Source organism: Streptococcus oralis, assembly GCF_019929365.1.
GTDB lineage: Bacteria > Bacillota > Bacilli > Lactobacillales > Streptococcaceae > Streptococcus > Streptococcus oralis_BT.
This window is the reverse complement of sequence record NZ_JAHZPH010000001.1, coordinates 117,584-133,256: the sequence shown is the minus strand read 5'-3', so window position 1 is coordinate 133,256 and position 15,673 is coordinate 117,584. Positions and strand designations below refer to the sequence as shown.

Here is a 15,673-nt window from a genome sequence, read left to right as displayed (position 1 = left end):
AAAAACAAGAAGCAGGCATGAGCCCACCTCTACTTAGTATTCTTTCTTATTATAGCCAAAATCAGCCAAATCTAGCTTTTTATCACGCCAGTTTTTCTTGACCTTGACCCATGTTTCTAGGAATACCTTATCTCCTAGCATCAGTTCGATATCACGACGGGCCAGGCTACCAATTTTCTTGAGCATTGCACCACCTTTTCCAATGATAATGCCTTTCTGGCTATCTCGCTCCACCATGATGGTTGCACGGATATGAACCTTGTCTGTCTCTTCGTCACGCTTCATAGAGTCAACTACTACGGCAACTGAGTGAGGAATCTCTTCTCGAGTTAGGTGCAAGACTTTCTCACGAATCATTTCTGATACTAAGAAGCGCTCAGGATGATCTGTGATTTGATCAGCTGGGAAATACTGGAAACCTTCCTCTAGATTTTCACTCAAAATATCGATTAGTCGAGAAACGTTATTTCCCTGAAGGGCTGAGATAGGAACAATTTCCTTAAAGTCCATTTGATTACGGAAGTCATCAATCTGAGCCAAGAGCTGATCAGGATGGACCTTGTCAATCTTATTCACCACCAGAATCACAGGAACCTTGGCAGCTTTCAGACGCTCGATAATCATGTCGTCGCCCTTACCACGTGGCTCATCAGCTGGCACCATGAATAGAACAGTATCCACTTCACGCAGAGTACTGTAGGCAGATTCCACCATGAAATCCCCAAGGGCTGTCTTAGGCTTGTGAATCCCAGGTGTATCGATAAAGACGATTTGCTCCTTATCGGTCGTGTAAATCCCCATGATTTTATTGCGCGTTGTTTGCGCCTTGTCACTCATAATGGCAATCTTTTGACCCATGACGTGATTTAAAAATGTTGACTTCCCAACATTGGGACGACCCAAAATAGCTACAAAGCCTGATTTAAATGTCATAATTTCCTCTTATTGTTTAAAATAGTATATCCCAAATTCGTGGGAGAAAGATAAGTGCACCTGTCACTGCAGCAAAAAGAGAGACCACTAGCACGGCTCCTGCTGCCATGTCCTTGGCTTTCTTAGCCAACATAGAAAAGTGATAGTGACTGGCTAAATCCACCACATTTTCAATAGCAGAGTTCATAATCTCAAATGCTACTACCAAAAAAATGCTCATTAGGAGAAAGAGCCATTCAATTCGTGACACCTGAAAAACAAAACCTGCAAGGATGACCACTAGAGCCGTCACTGCATGCTTTCGCATATTGCGTTCTTCCTTGATAGCAGTCAGAATTCCTGTAAGGGCAAATTCTAAACTAGATACAAGGTCACGATTTTTCCATTTTCGTTTATTGTCTTGTGAGTCCATAGGCTGTCAAAATTTCTTCTTGTAAACCGAACATCTCCGCTTCTTCTTCCGGAGTGTAGTGATCATAGCCGTTAATGTGTAAAAAGCCGTGTACTGCCAAGAAGCCCATCTCACGCTCAAAGCTGTGACCGTATTCCTCAGCCTGCTCATGCGCTTTATCGATAGAGATGAAAAGCTCCCCAATGTAGGCATCAAACTCAGACATCATTTCTGCCAATTCTGGATTTTCCAGCAAATCCTCTTCGTCAAAGGCAATGTCCAACTCTGGCTTATACTCAAGGCTGATGACATCCGTCGGACGATCGGTATCACGGTACTCGAGATTGAGTTCGTGGCTACGCTCGTTGGTCACAAAAGTGACTGCCATCTCCTTGTCTTCTTTTCCTATCTTTTGGGCTGCAAATTCCAAAATCTCTTGGGTTTGTTGCAAGATTTCTTGTGAAACTTGACCAGTTTCATCTACCATTTCAATATACATGTACTTCTCGATTCTCTTTACTTGGCTTTATTATACCATATTTCCATGATTTTATTCTACCTTTTTGATATAATACTATGGAATACAATCACAAGGAGAGAACGATGTCATTTGACGGATTTTTTTTACACCACATGGTTGAGGAATTGCGAAGAGAGTTGGTCAATGGTCGCATTCAGAAAATCAATCAGCCTTTTGAACAAGAGTTGGTCTTGCAAATCCGCAGCAATCGCCAAAGCCATCGCCTGCTCCTCTCTGCCCATCCCGTTTTTGGACGCATTCAGCTGACCCAAACGACTTTTGAAAATCCAGCCCAACCTTCTACTTTTATCATGGTTTTGAGAAAGTATTTGCAGGGTGCCCTGATTGAGTCGATTGAGCAAGTCGAAAATGACCGTATCGTGGAAATTACCGTTTCTAATAAAAACGAGATTGGAGACCATATCCAGGCTACCTTGATTATCGAGATCATGGGCAAACACAGCAATATTCTACTAGTCGATAAAAGTAGCCATAAAATCCTCGAAGTCATCAAACTCGTCGGCTTTTCACAAAATAGCTACCGCACCTTGCTTCCAGGATCAACCTATATCGCTCCGCCAAGCACCGAGTCTCTCAATCCTTTTACTATCAAGGATGAAAAACTCTTTGAAATTCTGCAAACCCAAGAACTAACAGCAAAAAATCTTCAAAGCCTCTTTCAAGGTTTAGGACGAGATACTGCATATGAACTGGAAAGTTTATTGGTCAGTGACAAACTATCCACTTTCCGAAACTTTTTCAGTCAAGAAACCAAGCCATGCTTAACAGAGACTTCCTTCAGCCCAGTTCCTTTTACGAACAGTGTAGGAGACCCTTTTGCCAGCCTTTCTGACTTGCTGGACACCTACTATAAGGACAAGGCTGAACGGGACCGCGTCAAACAGCAAGCCAGTGAACTCATTCGCCGTGTTGAAAATGAACTGCAGAAAAATCGCCATAAGCTGAAAAAACAAGAAAAAGAGTTACTAGCGACAGACAATGCTGAGGAATTTCGCCAAAAGGGTGAATTGCTGACAACCTTCCTTCATCAAGTACCTAATGATCAAGATCAGGTAGTCTTGGATAATTACTACACGAATCAGCCTATCACCATCACGCTTGATAAAGCCTTGACTCCCAGCCAGAATGCCCAACGCTATTTCAAACGTTACCAGAAACTCAAAGAAGCTGTCAAATACTTGACTGAGCTGATTGAGGAAACCAAGGCTACCATTCTCTATCTAGAAAGCGTGGAAACCGTCCTCAACCAAGCAGGGCTGGAGGAAATCGCTGAAATCCGTGAAGAATTGATCCAAACAGGCTTCATTAGAAGACGCCAACGTGAAAAAATCCAGAAACGCAAAAAACCAGAACAGTATCTGGCGAGCGATGGCAAGACCATCATCTATGTCGGACGAAACAACCTGCAAAATGAGGAATTGACCTTTAAAATGGCCCGCAAGGAGGAACTTTGGTTCCATGCCAAGGACATTCCAGGAAGCCACGTCGTTATCTCAGGAAATCTTAATCCTTCTGACGAAGTTAAGACGGACGCGGCGGAGCTAGCTGCCTACTTCTCCAAAGGGCGCTTATCAAATCTCGTGCAAGTAGATATGATTGAGGTTAAAAAACTCAACAAACCAACAGGTGGCAAACCCGGTTTTGTAACCTACACAGGACAAAAGACCCTCCGAGTTACACCAGACCCAGAAAAAATCGCATCTATGAAAAAATCCTGATTCCACTTGAAATCAGGATTTTCTTTTACATTTTACTCTGCAATCAAGGTTTCCAAACCAACCTTCATCATATCGGTGAAGGTATTTTGGCGTTCTTCTGCAGTAGTGTCTTCATCTGGATTGACCAAGCTATCAGAGATGGTCATGATAGCAAGTGCATCAACGTGGTGTTGGGCAGCAAGATAGTAAAGGGCTGCTGCTTCCATTTCCACAGCCTTGACTCCCCATTTACCAAGCTCGATGTTCTTTTCAAAGTAGTTTGAGTAAAAAACATCTGACGACAAAACGTTACCAACGTGCGTCGTCATACCAAGTTTTTTGGCGATATGGTAGGCCTTGTCTAGCAAATCAAAGCTAGCGATTTGTGGGAAATCATACTGTGGCCAGTCGTTGCGGATGATGTTTGAGTTAGTCGCAGCTGCTTGCGCCAAAACCAATTCACGGACATGAACATCCTCATTTAACGAACCCGCAGTTCCCACACGGATCAATTTTTTCACACCGTAGTCCACAATCAACTCGCGTGCATAAATCGAAATAGATGGCATCCCCATCCCAGTTCCCATGACAGATACACGGTGGCCCTTGTAAGTACCAGTGTAACCAAACATGTTACGCACTTCGTTAAAACAAACAGCATCTTCAAGAAAGTTCTCCGCAATAAACTTGGCACGAAGAGGATCCCCCGGAAGAAGAATTTTATCAGCAATTTCATCCTGCTGAGCAGCAATATGGATAGACATAATATAAGATACCAAACCCGTCAAAAAGCAAAGGGAAAATAGGAGTTGGGTGCAGTGAGCGATGCTCGCTAGACCAACTATCTTTTTCCCACTGCTTTTAGGGTGGGTTCAATTCCTTTCTTTCTTAATTTTGATGATAAATAGGAGAATAGCACGGGTTCAATTCAAAACCAAACTACCCTACCTTTCAATGTTTTTAGAAAAGTTTTCCGTTCGTGTTCAAATTAGAACACTGCACTCTACCTTTCTTTATTGTATATTCAAGATAGCGACAGAGAATAAAGTAAAAATAGGAAACTGACGAAGCATCGCAGATGCTAGACATTTTATCTTTTTTACACAGTTCTCCGCCCGTATTCAGTTCAGCAAATACGGTTTACCCATCCTTTCTTTCTTGATTTTAAATTTAAATATTTCGCAGAACAGTTAGCCCGAGTTTGACTATAACTCAGATACTCTGCCTTTCTGTAATTCCTAGTTTACCAATGAATCTAAAAATGCATACAGTTTTGCATTCATTTCGGAGTAATGATTTTCACGTAATTCTTCTGGTGTTTGAACGAAAGTGAACTTTTCACTTTGCTCTCTTAATTGCTCCTCACCATCCGCAGTAATTAAGAGTTCTACTGCTTCGGGATCAAATTCCAAATGAGCTTGGAAGGCATAGTGTTTAGGACTGAAACGTATAATCTGACGTGGACAACCTTGACTCGTCGCAAGAACAACAGCATCCTCTGTCAGCCCTGGCATATCACTATGCCAGTGGCCAGTTTCTAAGGTTTCTCCGAGCAAGCTGACATGAGGATCTGTTAGACCTTGCATCGTCAATGTCACAGGATAAACGCCGATCTCGCGCTCAGGACTGTGCTCATACTCCGCGCCATAGGCAACAGATAGGAGCTGCGCACCAAGACAGACACCAACGATATAGATATCTGCGGCAATTGCTTCTTTCATAAAAACAAGCTCAGCCTTAGGGGCATAGTATGGGAAGTTTTCTCTATCCTCATCAGGTGATTGAGGACCACCCATAACAATCAGAAAATCAATTCCGTCAATTGTTTCAGGAAGAGGTTCTTTTTCATAAACCTTTGTTGATGTAATGTGATGACCTCGTTCCAGAGCCCATTTTAGATAAGCACCCGGTACTTCAAATGTTTCATGCAGTACAAAATGTACCTTCATTGTCCTCTCTCCCATCTCTTTCGAATCACATAAGACATTCCTGCCGCTAGTACAAGCGGTATTGTCAAACTCCAATCCTGACCTGTAAATCCAAGACTTAGGGCAATAGCCGTCAGAGGAGCGTGTAAGGTCGTCCCTAAAAAGACTGTTGCTCCTAGTAGCATTCCTAGAGCTGGATCCAGATGGACGCCAACTACTGTCAAAAGCAAGGTCACTAAGTAACCAGACCCAATCCCTAAGGCAAATGATGGTGTCAAGGTTCCCCCATAGGCACCATTGCGTAAGAGGAGATAAACCAGAAGCCCCTTCATTACAAGAGCCAGTGGAAGATAGGGAACCGGCTGGCGAGATAACAAGGCTTGCGCTAGTACCTGACCATTTCCCATAAAGATAGGGAAAAAGGATACAAGGCTCGCCAACACTAGAAAGGCTAGAGGAAGAGCCCAAAGGATCGTCTCATCCTTGCGCCGTTTGCGATTAGCTTGCTTGGCTAAAGATCGAAAAACCAGTGCTAGAGGAGTGACCAATAACGCAATCAGAATAGCTTGTAAGAAACCGCTGACCGACCATGAGACCGCAGATAGGTGATAAATAGCATCCTGACCAACAACGGGCTGAGCCACCCAGGTTGCCAGATAAGTACTAGCCAAAACCAGCAAAAAGTTCTGCCAACTATAGGTAAGTCCTAAGGTCTCAAAGACAAACAAGCTACTAGCAAAGGGAACCTGATAGACCGCAGCTAGACCAGCTCCTGCCCCACAGGCAACCAACACCTTCCGTTCTTTAAGGGCTAGAGAGAACCCCTTTGACAAGTGACCAGCTAGAAGAGCCCCAACCTCGCGTGGTGCTCCTTCTTTTCCGACCGAAGCCCCCGCTCCAACAATCACGATCTGCATGACTGCATGAAGTAGGTGGGGCAAAGGAACTGGATCTGTATTTCCAACTAAGTCGATTTGCTTTCGAATAGACAGGAGCTTATAACGTCTCTGTAAGACATACCAGAATCCTGCTGCCAAGCATCCTGTCATACACAAGACTAGGAATCTACGGAGATTCCCAGCTTCTTGGAATAGTTGGAGCAAATCCGAACTAGTTTGGCCAAAGGCCAGCCATTGCACACCTTCTAGTAGATAATGGCAGGCAATGCCAACTAGCCCAGCCCCTATTCCCAATGATAAAGTGGCTAGAAGTAATCTTACTCCGTAGGGCAGACTTTGGAGTCGTACTTTCATAGGATTACAATTCAGCAATAATAGCTTTAAGCAAACCTTTGAAGTCGCCTTTAACACGCTCTGTCACTTCCACAACTTCCTCGTGGTTAAGTTCTTCTTGGAAACCAGCAGCATGGTTAGTGATACATGAAATTCCTAGAACTTTCAAGCCTGAGTGGGCTGCCACAATAACTTCAGGAACAGTGGACATACCAACTGCATCTGCTCCCAATGTCTTATAGGCACGAATTTCTGCAGGTGTTTCATAAGTCGGACCAGTTACACCGATATAGACACCTTCATCAAGCTTGATACCGAGTTTCTTAGCCACTTCATGGGCAGTAGCACGATATTCTGGTGTGTAGGCTTTAGACATATCAGGAAAACGTGGACCAAAGTCATCCAAGTTTTCACCCATCAATGGATTTTGACCCGTCATGTTGATATGGTCTGAGATAGCCATCAAAGTACCAGGACCGAAGCCAATACCGCCAGCTGCATTGGTTACAATGACACCTTCACATCCGAGAACTTTCATCACACGTACTGGGAAAGTCACGACTTCAAGAGGATTGCCTTCGTAGAAATGGAAGCGACCTTGAAGAGCCAAGACCTTGCGCCCTGCAAGTTCACCATATACCAATTTACCAGCGTGCCCAACTACTGTAGAGCGGCCCCAGTTTGGGATATCTGCATAATCTACTACAACTGGATTTTCGATTTCTTCTGCCAACTCTCCAAGTCCTGATCCAAGGATTAAACCAAACTCAGGTGCTTGGATTCCCTTGTCTTTCAGGAAAGCAGCGGTTTCCTTGATTTTATCTAAAAATGTCATTATGTGTCTCCTTTATTATTTTTTAGCATTTGACCGATTTTGTCAAAGGTTTTGGCGTTGCGAATGGTGATGTTGCGATAGAAAGGCATCTTGAGCAAGTACTTGTGATAGGCAGTTGCATAGTAGGATTTTTCAGAGAATTTCCCCCAGAAAATCCCAAGTCTTCCAAAATGAACCACTTCATCTTTCAGTTCCAAACTTTCAACTTTCTCAATGACTTGATCCACATCCAAGCCTTCTGTATAAAAGAGGACATCCTTTCGTGCCAAATCTTTGGTCCACCATTCAGGCAGATTCTCAAGTTCCTCTTCAAAGTCCTCAAGACTCAACAAGGAAAAGCTCTGAATAAATGGATAATGGATTTCAAAGAAAGCCTCTAACTTTTTAACCAATTGGGCTTTGGGAGCTGTCGAAGTAAAGAAAATGTTGCCACTGTTGATGTAGGTTTCAACCTTTTCCAGTCCCAACTCTGTCAGTTCTTGACGAAGTTGCGCCATGACAACTTTATTTTTCCCACCTACATTAATGCCCCGAACAAGTAAAGCATATCGCGTCATCTTATACCAATTTATCTAAGAAACTTTCCCCAATCATGGCAGTTTCAACACCAAAGTTATCGGCAACAGTCGCTGAGATATCTGCGAAATGTCCGACTGGAATAACACCATTTCCTTTAAAGGCAGGGCTGTAGGCCAAAAGTGGGATATATTCACGAGTGTGGTCTGTTCCTGCATAGGTTGGGTCATTTCCATGGTCCGCAGTAATCAAGAGAAGGTCATTCTCCCTCATGGCTGCGATAATTTCAGGCAAGCGTTCATCGAACTCATGCAAGCAATCACGGTAACCGTGTGGGTCACGACGGTGACCATATAGGGCATCGAAGTCAACTAAGTTTGTGAAGGAGAATCCTTTTTCAAACTCAGCAAGCCCCATAGTCTTCAAAAGTGTATCAATTCCATGGCTGTTTGATTTGTTGTGGCCCATATCATGGTTGATGCCTGCGCCGTTAAAGATATCGTTGATCTTACCAACAGCATAAGTATCGATACCTGCTTCATTGAGTTTATCGAGAACGGTTGGATCAAATGGGGAAACTGCCAAGTCACGACGATTTGCAGTACGAGTGAAGTTACCAGGCTCACCTACATAAGGACGGGCAATGATACGACCTAGAAGGGCTGGGCGCTCAAGGGTGATCGAACGAGCGTATTCACAGATACGGTACAATTCATCCAAAGGAATGATGTCTTCGTGGGCAGCAATTTGCAAAACAGGGTCAGCTGAAGTATAGATAATCAACTCCCCAGTTTCCATTTGACGTGGTCCGAAATCATCGATAACAGCCGTACCTGAGTAAGGTTTGTTGGCTTCACGAATGACCTTACGTCCTGAAAATTCTTCGATTTTTGTCAGGATTTCTTCTGGGAATCCGTTCCAGAAGGTATCGAAAGGCTCCGTAATGTTAAGTCCCATGATTTCCCAGTGTCCAGTCATGGTATCTTTTCCAAGAGATACTTCTTCCAATTTCGTTGCATAACCTGTTGGATTGCTTTCTGCTGGTACAGTCTTCAAGGGAGTTTCGCGAGGAATATTTCCTAGACCGATTTTAGCCATGTTTGGTACATTCAAACCAACAGCTTTTGAAATATGCCCCAGTGTGTCGGAAGCTCCATCTGGAACTCCTGCATTGACAAAGTTATTGGCATCTGGTGCTGCACCGATTCCTACAGAATCCAGTACCACCAAGTGAATACGATTAAATTTTGACATAGTGTGTCTCCTCCTATTTTCCTTTGCTTGAAGTTAAAATCTGAACCCCGTCTCGTCCAGCAACGATAACCTTATCCACCATTTGGTTAAACAAGCCGTGCTCTACGACACCAACGACATGGTCCAACTCTTGCCCGAAGGCAATTGGGTCTTCGATGACATCCAAGGCAAGATCAATGATAAAGTTCTGCATATCTGTCACAAAACGGTGACCGTCTTTTTCTCGAAAACTTGGATTATACCCAGCTCGCTCAAAGAGACGAAAGACCTGTTCTGCGCCATACTGAACTACTTCTACAGGCAATTTAAAAGCACCTAGTTTTTCTACCAGCTTGCTTTCATCCACCACCCAAATGTATTCTTTTGATGGTGTCGCTACAACCTTCTCCATGAGAAGGGCACCCCCACCACCTTTGATTCCGTTAAACTGACTATCCACTTCATCCGCGCCATCAACCGTCACATCGACAAAGTCTACTTGGTCAATAGACTTGAGCGGAATATTGAGTCCTTCTGCCTGTTTACTGGTCACACTAGAAGTCGTTACAGCAGTAATCTGCAAACCTTCTTCCTTAATGCGACGACCGATTTCTTCTACGAAATAGTAGGCAGTAGAGCCCGTTCCAAGTCCGACTACCATGCCATCCTTGACAAACTCAGCAGCCTTGATACCTGCCATTTTCTTCAGATTTTCCACTCAAACACCTCCATTAAAGAGCTATTTTTATTATAACATGTATCCGTTTTTATTTCATGGATACACTGGAAAAACCCGAACATTTTTATTTCGGGTTTTGGTGTCCTATTTAACCATATCAGGATCGTAATCATAGAATCCCGTATCGAGGAAACGGTTTTTAGGGTGTAACTTGCGCACTTCCTCATCTAACAAGAAGGCTTGGTCATGACTAAAATTCCCCTCTTGAATCAAGCTGCGTGCTTGGACAAAGAGTTTGGCAATTTCTACAAAATTCTGACCAGGTGTGTAGAGCCCCTCTAGCTTCCAGTGGGTAAAACCATGCTCAACCAACTCAGTTAATTTGGTCATCAAATCAAGGTCATTGTTGGCAAAGATATGGGTACCATGATTATCTTCAAAGATAGAATAATGGCTTTCTGGGTCACTTGGTTCTGCCAAGAAGAGATCACGTTTACGCGTCTTTTCGTCATCGATATGCGTGAAGTTATAGTAGTTTTGTAAAAGCGGACGCTTAGAATGATGGATGACACTGGCACCATAAACCAAGACTTCAGCAGGAATTTCCAAAATCTCTGGCATCTTGAAGAGTTCGGCAGATGGAATTTCACGTGCCAGGACTGCTTCAGAGGCTCCTGCCTTTTGACCCCAGAAGTTAATCTGACGACTGCTAGTCACCATGGTTGAAGCATCGTAGATAGTCTTGAAGGAATAGCCATCACGGTTAACCACGTAAAAGACACCTGCATCCCCAACAGTAATATAGTCTGTCTTGATTTCTTCCAAGAAATCTAGGAATGGCTTGATACGGTCCATCATATCTTGGTGCATGAGGGCGTTGACTGCAACGATTAATTCCTTACCCGATTCATGAACGAGCCTAGCGATGGTGCGCAACTCTTCATAACTAAAGGTCGTTGGCAGACGAAGACCAAAATCTTTCTCACCGACATAGATACGATCTACGCCAGCTTCGAGTAGTTGTTCAACTTGTTCAATACTTTCAGCAGTTGCTGTAATGATAATCTTTTCCATAAGGAAAATTATACCACAATTCTCAAAAATCAGCTATGAATACTGGGAGTTTTCTAAAAAGTCAACGTCATTTTTAAAGTTTGCAATCAAAAAGTGAACAGTAACCAGTACCATCCACTCTCTTTTTTATGCATGTGTTTTTTCTACTAGGTGGCCATCATTCATGACATAGATACGGTCAACCTTATCAAGAAGGCGTGTATCATGTGTAATCATAACAACTCCTCTCCCTTGTTCGTGGGCAATGGCAGCCAACATCTCCGTTACTTGGTAAGCACGCTGAGTATCCAGACTGGCTGTCGGCTCATCTGCAAGCACGATGCTTGGATTGTTATAAAGCGCTCTAGCTATCGCGGCACGTTGACGTTCGCCACCTGATAAAGCCTTGGGATAATGATCTTTTACTTTTTCCAAATCCAACAACTCAAAGAGCTCTTTTCGGTCACTTTTACTATTTTTTCCCTTATCCAGTCTGTCAATCAAATCCAGCTGTTCCTTGACTGTTAGAAAAGGAATTAAGTTTGAAGCCTGAAGAATGAAACCAAACTCTCTAAAACGGAGGTCTGTTTTCTCCTTCTCCGTCAAACTGCCTGTTTCTTTCCCCTTGACTAGAATCTTTCCACTCGATGCTTCCTGAAGTTGTCCTAGAGTTGTTAGAAAGGTCGTCTTTCCAGAGCCTGAAGGTCCAACGATAGCCACGAACTCTCCCGCATTTAGCTGAAAATTCGTCTCATGCAGGGCCACGACTTTCATCTTTCCTTCCCCGTACGTTTTTGTCACTTGAGTCATTTCAATCAATGCTGTCATACTATTCTCCTTATCACTCTGCAATCGCAGTAATCGGGTCCACCTTTAGCAAGCGTGGAAGTGAAATGACACCACCTAGAAGGGCCATCAAGCAAATTACCAAACTTAAGACAGAGTAGGCTAACCAACTTGGGTAGAAAAAGAAGGTAGCTGGTAAGACTAAAATCACTCCTCCAATAGCCAGCAAGGCTAAAGCAATCCCCATACCAGCTAGAAGGAAGATTTGACAGAAAAGAGACCATACAATGGTTTTGATCCGTATTCCCTGAGCCCGCATTATTCCATAAAGTCCTAGTTTTTGGATGGTAATGATATAGACAAAAATCCCCACAATCAAGCCTGTGATGACAATCATAGCCAGAATCATCCCTGAAAATACATTCACCTGAGGTGTGTAACCAGGAATTTTCGATATCATTTTTGGAATGGAAATCTGTTTCAATCCATCGCCAGCCACTTCTATATCATTTTTCAATACCAAGGCAGAGATGGAACGATTAGCTTTCAAGGTTCCTTGTAAGGTCCAATAAGTTGACAGACTAGTAAAGACAACAGGCTCGGTGAAAAATTTATTACCTTGAGTCAAGCCTACAATCTTGTAACTTGCCTCACTTCCATTCAGCTGGATGGTGTCACCTAGTTTGATTCCATAGTTCTCAAAGGACTGATCCACGACAACCTCATCATCCCCCTCAGGATACCGTCCCTCCGTCAAACTAGGAGAGATAAAAGAGTCCCACTCTTGAGCAAAGATGGAAACATTGACTTTTTCACTATCATCGACTAGATTGATCACAGCGAACATATAGCCCAGTGGAGCAGCCTCTTTAGAACTCCTATCCTTGTAGCCCTTTTCAGGAATAAAAGATGCCGTCAAATTATCATTTGCATAGTCAGATAAAACTACACCCGTCGCTTGCCAGTTATCAATAGCGGCTCGGTTGTTACGTACAAGACCAAGAGCTAAACTGGTCATAAAAAAGACCATAAAAGCGATAAGAAAAATGGTAGTTAGAATCAAACTATATCGAAGTTTATTTCGTAATATTTCTTTGATAGCAAGATACATGCTTATCTCCTTTAACGTTTCCCAGAGGTAACAAAAAGCCACCCAGTCCAATAGACAGAATCTCTGTCTTATCATCCATTCAAAACAACTCCTGCCAATACTCTTCAAAAGCATCAAGGTAGCAACTCAACAAATTATATTAGGAAAAGCACTTGCTTGCTATCAATTTATATAAGTTATCCTTTCCTTACTCAGTATATTTATAATAGAGAAGGTCTGGTCATCTGTTTCAAGTGTAACATCCATGCTATCACTTTCCCTAGTAGGTGTCAAGAAGAGCGACTCAGATAATGATAAGAGACTTTAGTAGTTTTGTAACCATTCTGTAATAATTCTCTGCATAAAAAATGATAAAATAGATAGGTACTGTTAAGGAGAGAATCATGCCCGCAAGAAAATTAGAAGCTTATGAGTTTGAACAAATTCCAGAATCGAATCAAACTCCGCTTTATCAAGATTATACACCAGAAGCCCCAGTCGGCCCTAACCTAAAAGAGATTTTATTTTTTGTAAATATTGCTTGTTTTTGTATTTTTATGGCACTTTTTAGTTTTATCTTTTTGGCCTTAAAATTGAATACAGCTTTATCCTTTATTGCTGCTATGGGAACAAGCTTCGCACTTTTACAACTTCAACGAAAGATGATTAAACGAAAACTTTCAAAATAAAGGTTGGTACTACTACCAACCTCTTTTCTTGTTATCTAAAAAGACAGTTTCTCAAAACTGTCTTTTTTATTTATTCTTACGTTTGGAAGGAGATTGGATGGCAATTTTAACTTCAAAAATCGTTCCTCTAGGTTTGTTATCTTTTACGCTAATCGTTCCTCGTAAGGCATCTACAATCTGCTTGGCCAGAGATAGTCCTAGGCCAAAACCACCTTTCTGACGAGTCCTTGCCTTGTCTACACGGTAAAAACGGTCAAAGATTTTCTTCTTATCGGCATCTGAGATTCCAATCCCATTATCTGTTACTGTAAGATAGAGATGGCGATCGGTGGCATGAACTACAAACTCAATCTTGCCATCTTCTTCAGTATACTTGATAGCATTATCAAACAAGATGGTCATGAGTTGTTTTAAGAGCAACTGATCGGTCATGAATGGGCGATAAACTCGATTTTCATAGTCAAAAACACGATCATTTTCAGAAGCAATCAACTCATAGTTGGCAAAGGTTGTTTTAAAGAATTGTGGAGAAACTTCTGCTATTTCTGGTTTGATCCCATCGTCTCGACGTGCAAGGTTGAGAAGATTGGTCGTGAGGAAACGCATGTTGCGAACTTCTTCAAGACTGGAAGCAATACTTTCGCTGGATTCCATAATCGTTGCCTCTGGTTTTCGAAAGAGATTCTCTAAACGATTTTGTAAAACAGCCAAAGGTGTTCTCAGTTCGTGACTCGCATTTTCAACAAAGGACTTCTGCTTTTGCATACTTTCCAGTAAGGGTTTGACACTGACACGTGCCAGATAAACACTGGCAATTAAAGACAGAAGCCAGAAACTAGCCATCACTACAACAATTAAATGCTCGTGTTTTTGGCTGATTTGCTCAAGCTGGCTGGTATTGATTAAAACTGCTGCAAATTTGACATTGCTTGATACGGAGGAAGAGTTGGTTTCCATCAAAATCATCCGATAGGTTTCTTCCTGACCATAGCTATTGACGACTTGAATTTGCCGAATGTGATTCAACTCTTTTTTGTCCAGCTTGATCTTATCCAAGCCTAAAAAGCGATTCCCCAATAAGAGTTGGTTAAAATCCTTGTCAAAAAGTAAAACTTCTGTATTTGAGCTAACATTGGGCTTGATTTCAGCCTTGCTGGCATCCGCGGTTGCGGGTTGGATATCCTTGACCTCTTCAGTTGCCCGATTCAGAGCTAACTGGATAACCGCTTGGGGACTACTACTAAGGGCTTGGAGTTTTTCATCTACAGAAGTGTAGAGACTCGAGTGCATGACCTGAAGGATAATCAAGGTCATAGCAGAGAAGATCAGGGTGAACACTCCAAAGTTTCGAATGAAATAGCTGAAATCATCCGCATACCATGTTTTTTTTAGTTTATTGAACATCTTTTAAAATATACCCGACACTACGCAAGGTTTGAAGATTCTCAGCAAAGGCTGTACCCTTCAATTTCTTACGAACTTTTGAGACATAGACTTCTACAACGGAAATAGTCGTATCGCTATCAAATCCCCATAGACGGTCAAAAATTTGTGTCTTGGGAAGAATGACATTTTGATTTTGAAGGAAGTAAACCAATAACTCAAACTCTTTCCCAAGCAGTTCTACAGGCGTGTCTTCCACTTTTACTTCATTCGTTGAAAGGTTGACGACAATATCTCCATAGGTCAAGGTGTTTTCGTTAAACTTACCTGAACGCTTGAGAAGGGCTTGAATCCGCATTTTGAGTTCTTCTAGATAGAAAGGTTTGGTGAGGTAGTCATCCGCTCCCAACTCAAAACCATGTCCCTTGTCATCCAAACTTTCCTTAGCAGTCATGATAAGGACTGGTGTCGTAATTCCTTTTTCGCGCAACTCTTTCAAGACTTGGAAACCATTTTTTTCCGGCAACATCAGGTCAAGCAAAATCAAGTCATAAACGCCACTTTCAGCTTCGTAGAGACCTTCTTCTCCATCAAAGACCTGCATGACATCTGCAAAATCATCTAAAAAGTCAAATACTGAGTTTGACAGCCCTAGGTCATCTTCTACTAATAAGATTTTTATCATCA

Annotated in this window: 17 protein-coding genes; 2 read left to right on the top strand and 15 right to left on the bottom strand. The window is 42.4% G+C overall.

Going from position 1 to position 15,673, the window contains the following annotated elements; all coding sequences use genetic code 11:
- Nucleotides 1–33 precede the first annotated feature (33 nt).
- Genes era through ybeY form a run of 3 tightly spaced genes read right to left on the bottom strand, consistent with a single transcriptional unit; the run spans nucleotide 34 to nucleotide 1,823 of the window.
- Nucleotides 34–933 carry a GTPase Era gene (gene era / locus K1I53_RS00735; protein WP_223327549.1) on the bottom strand — a complete coding sequence of 300 codons (900 nt, stop codon included), beginning with the start codon at nucleotides 931–933 and terminating at the stop codon, nucleotides 34–36.
- Nucleotides 934–949: 16 nt separating this feature from the next.
- Nucleotides 950–1,345, bottom strand: coding sequence for a diacylglycerol kinase family protein (locus K1I53_RS00730; protein WP_038806183.1), 396 nt, complete (start codon nucleotides 1,343–1,345; stop codon nucleotides 950–952).
- The gene (ybeY, locus tag K1I53_RS00725) at nucleotides 1,326–1,823 is read right to left on the bottom strand and encodes an rRNA maturation RNase YbeY (RefSeq protein WP_000275169.1); all 498 of its coding nucleotides are present in this window, start codon (nucleotides 1,821–1,823) and stop codon (nucleotides 1,326–1,328) included. Before ybeY ends, K1I53_RS00730 begins: the two co-directional genes overlap by 20 nt.
- 104 nt (nucleotides 1,824–1,927) lie before the next feature.
- Between ybeY and pavA the strand changes: the two genes are divergently transcribed.
- Nucleotides 1,928–3,583, top strand: coding sequence for an Rqc2 family fibronectin-binding protein PavA (pavA, locus tag K1I53_RS00720; RefSeq protein WP_223327547.1), 1,656 nt, complete (start codon nucleotides 1,928–1,930; stop codon nucleotides 3,581–3,583).
- Nucleotides 3,584–3,615: 32 nt separating this feature from the next.
- Here pavA and deoD read toward each other — a convergent pair whose 3' ends face one another.
- The 10 genes from deoD to K1I53_RS00670 form a co-directional block, all read right to left on the bottom strand.
- Entirely contained in the window at nucleotides 3,616–4,326 is a 711-nt protein-coding gene (gene deoD / locus K1I53_RS00715; RefSeq protein WP_223327545.1) for a purine-nucleoside phosphorylase, read from the bottom strand.
- Nucleotides 4,327–4,800: 474 nt separating this feature from the next.
- Complete coding sequence (locus tag K1I53_RS00710; RefSeq protein ID WP_223327539.1) at nucleotides 4,801–5,511, bottom strand: glutamine amidotransferase-related protein; 711 nt, start codon at nucleotides 5,509–5,511, stop codon at nucleotides 4,801–4,803.
- Nucleotides 5,508–6,743 carry a chloride channel protein gene (locus K1I53_RS00705; protein WP_223327536.1) on the bottom strand — a complete coding sequence of 412 codons (1,236 nt, stop codon included), beginning with the start codon at nucleotides 6,741–6,743 and terminating at the stop codon, nucleotides 5,508–5,510. The genes K1I53_RS00710 and K1I53_RS00705 overlap by 4 nt, the downstream gene beginning before the upstream one ends.
- A gap of 4 nt (nucleotides 6,744–6,747) precedes the next feature.
- Nucleotides 6,748–7,557: a purine-nucleoside phosphorylase gene (locus K1I53_RS00700; protein ID WP_223327535.1), complete on the bottom strand. Its 810-nt coding sequence runs from the start codon at nucleotides 7,555–7,557 to the stop codon at nucleotides 6,748–6,750.
- Nucleotides 7,557–8,114, bottom strand: coding sequence for a DUF1697 domain-containing protein (locus tag K1I53_RS00695; protein WP_223327534.1), 558 nt, complete (start codon nucleotides 8,112–8,114; stop codon nucleotides 7,557–7,559). Before K1I53_RS00695 ends, K1I53_RS00700 begins: the two co-directional genes overlap by 1 nt.
- Before the next feature lies 1 nt (nucleotide 8,115).
- On the bottom strand, nucleotides 8,116–9,327 hold the full coding sequence (locus K1I53_RS00690) for a phosphopentomutase (RefSeq protein WP_223327533.1): 1,212 nt from the start codon (nucleotides 9,325–9,327) through the stop codon (nucleotides 8,116–8,118).
- Nucleotides 9,328–9,340: 13 nt separating this feature from the next.
- On the bottom strand, nucleotides 9,341–10,024 hold the full coding sequence (gene rpiA / locus K1I53_RS00685; protein WP_223327532.1) for a ribose-5-phosphate isomerase RpiA: 684 nt from the start codon (nucleotides 10,022–10,024) through the stop codon (nucleotides 9,341–9,343).
- Nucleotides 10,025–10,129: 105 nt separating this feature from the next.
- Nucleotides 10,130–11,059 carry a peptidase U32 family protein gene (locus K1I53_RS00680; protein ID WP_223327531.1) on the bottom strand — a complete coding sequence of 310 codons (930 nt, stop codon included), beginning with the start codon at nucleotides 11,057–11,059 and terminating at the stop codon, nucleotides 10,130–10,132.
- Nucleotides 11,060–11,185: 126 nt separating this feature from the next.
- Complete coding sequence (locus tag K1I53_RS00675; protein WP_000125741.1) at nucleotides 11,186–11,866, bottom strand: ABC transporter ATP-binding protein; 681 nt, start codon at nucleotides 11,864–11,866, stop codon at nucleotides 11,186–11,188.
- Nucleotides 11,867–11,879: 13 nt separating this feature from the next.
- A complete protein-coding gene (locus K1I53_RS00670; RefSeq protein ID WP_223327530.1) occupies nucleotides 11,880–12,935 on the bottom strand; it encodes an ABC transporter permease in 1,056 nt (351 codons plus the stop codon).
- A gap of 383 nt (nucleotides 12,936–13,318) precedes the next feature.
- On the opposite strand from K1I53_RS00670, the gene K1I53_RS00665 reads away from it, so the two are divergent.
- Complete coding sequence (locus K1I53_RS00665; protein WP_223327529.1) at nucleotides 13,319–13,603, top strand: DUF3270 domain-containing protein; 285 nt, start codon at nucleotides 13,319–13,321, stop codon at nucleotides 13,601–13,603.
- A 66-nt stretch (nucleotides 13,604–13,669) separates the two neighbouring features.
- Here K1I53_RS00665 and K1I53_RS00660 read toward each other — a convergent pair whose 3' ends face one another.
- Entirely contained in the window at nucleotides 13,670–15,007 is a 1,338-nt protein-coding gene (locus K1I53_RS00660; protein WP_223327528.1) for a sensor histidine kinase, read from the bottom strand.
- Nucleotides 14,997–15,671, bottom strand: a complete 675-nt coding sequence (ciaR, locus tag K1I53_RS00655; protein WP_000590630.1) for a two-component system response regulator CiaR — start codon at nucleotides 15,669–15,671, stop codon at nucleotides 14,997–14,999. Before ciaR ends, K1I53_RS00660 begins: the two co-directional genes overlap by 11 nt.
- Nucleotides 15,672–15,673: the final 2 nt, after the last annotated feature.

Bases quoted from the DNA above. Each gene is read 5' to 3' on its own strand.
- K1I53_RS00695 (WP_223327534.1), bottom strand. From the start codon at position 8,114: ATGACGCGATATGCTTTACTTGTTCGGGGCATTAATGTAGGTGGGAAA.
- K1I53_RS00670 (WP_223327530.1), bottom strand. From the start codon at position 12,935: ATGTATCTTGCTATCAAAGAAATATTACGAAATAAACTTCGATATAGT.
- era (WP_223327549.1), bottom strand. From the start codon at position 933: ATGACATTTAAATCAGGCTTTGTAGCTATTTTGGGTCGTCCCAATGTT.
- K1I53_RS00705 (WP_223327536.1), bottom strand. From the start codon at position 6,743: ATGAAAGTACGACTCCAAAGTCTGCCCTACGGAGTAAGATTACTTCTA.
- K1I53_RS00660 (WP_223327528.1), bottom strand. From the start codon at position 15,007: ATGTTCAATAAACTAAAAAAAACATGGTATGCGGATGATTTCAGCTAT.
- ciaR (WP_000590630.1), bottom strand. From the start codon at position 15,671: ATGATAAAAATCTTATTAGTAGAAGATGACCTAGGGCTGTCAAACTCA.
- K1I53_RS00700 (WP_223327535.1), bottom strand. From the start codon at position 7,557: ATGACATTTTTAGATAAAATCAAGGAAACCGCTGCTTTCCTGAAAGAC.
- deoD (WP_223327545.1), bottom strand. From the start codon at position 4,326: ATGTCTATCCATATTGCTGCTCAGCAGGATGAAATTGCTGATAAAATT.
- K1I53_RS00665 (WP_223327529.1), top strand. From the start codon at position 13,319: ATGCCCGCAAGAAAATTAGAAGCTTATGAGTTTGAACAAATTCCAGAA.
- K1I53_RS00690 (WP_223327533.1), bottom strand. From the start codon at position 9,327: ATGTCAAAATTTAATCGTATTCACTTGGTGGTACTGGATTCTGTAGGA.
- K1I53_RS00675 (WP_000125741.1), bottom strand. From the start codon at position 11,866: ATGACAGCATTGATTGAAATGACTCAAGTGACAAAAACGTACGGGGAA.
- pavA (WP_223327547.1), top strand. From the start codon at position 1,928: ATGTCATTTGACGGATTTTTTTTACACCACATGGTTGAGGAATTGCGA.
- K1I53_RS00730 (WP_038806183.1), bottom strand. From the start codon at position 1,345: ATGGACTCACAAGACAATAAACGAAAATGGAAAAATCGTGACCTTGTA.
- ybeY (WP_000275169.1), bottom strand. From the start codon at position 1,823: ATGTATATTGAAATGGTAGATGAAACTGGTCAAGTTTCACAAGAAATC.
- K1I53_RS00680 (WP_223327531.1), bottom strand. From the start codon at position 11,059: ATGGAAAAGATTATCATTACAGCAACTGCTGAAAGTATTGAACAAGTT.
- K1I53_RS00710 (WP_223327539.1), bottom strand. From the start codon at position 5,511: ATGAAGGTACATTTTGTACTGCATGAAACATTTGAAGTACCGGGTGCT.